Source organism: Mesorhizobium sp. M0011 (genome assembly GCF_040324155.1).
Lineage (GTDB): Bacteria > Pseudomonadota > Alphaproteobacteria > Rhizobiales > Rhizobiaceae > Mesorhizobium.
In genome coordinates this window covers 1-681 of record NZ_JAMYVQ010000080.1, presented here as the reverse complement: position 1 = coordinate 681, position 681 = coordinate 1, and the positions used below count along the sequence as shown (strand labels likewise).

The 681-nt window shown below is 55.9% G+C and carries 1 protein-coding gene; it reads left to right on the top strand.

What is annotated here, in order from left to right:
* Nucleotides 1–10: 10 nt before the first annotated feature.
* Nucleotides 11–681 (top strand): two-component system response regulator VirG (gene virG, locus NKK51_RS32395; protein ID WP_352556354.1); only part of this gene is annotated, 671 nt, incomplete at its 3' end.

Genomic DNA, 681 nt, shown 5'->3' with positions numbered 1-681 from the left:
AGGTGTGCCGTTGAAACATGTTCTTGTCATTGACGATGATGCCGCAATGCGGCGCCTCATCGCCGAGTATCTCACGATGCATGCCCTGAAGGTAACCGCAGTCCACGATAGCAAGCAGTTTGACTATGTTCTTTCACGTGAGCCAGTCGATCTCGTGGTTGTTGACCTTAACCTAGGCCGGGAGGATGGACTTGCGATCGTCCGCAATCTGGCGACAAAATCGGATGTTCCTATCATAGTGATCAGCGGCGACCGGCTTGATGAGGCGGAAAAAGTGGTTGCACTGGAGCTCGGCGCAACCGATTTCATTCCCAAGCCTTTCGGGATGCGCGAATTCTTGGCCCGCATTCGAGTAGCGCTACGCCAGCGCATTTCTAGTCCGCGAACCAGAGAGCAGCGCTCATTTCGCTTTGGGGCCTGGAAGCTCAGCGTGAAGCAGCGGCGACTGATCTGTGCGGAGCGTGGCGAGGTCAAGCTTACCGCATGTGAGTTCAATCTCTTGATCGCATTTCTGGAGAACCCCCGCAACGTGCTATCCAGAGAACGGCTTTTGCTCGCGAGCCGTGTGCGTGGAGAAGAGGTGTACGATCGAAGTATCGATGTCCTAATCATGCGCTTGCGCCGAAAGCTGGAGGCTGATGCGGCCAACCCTCGCCTGGTCAAAACATCCCGTGGCGCAGG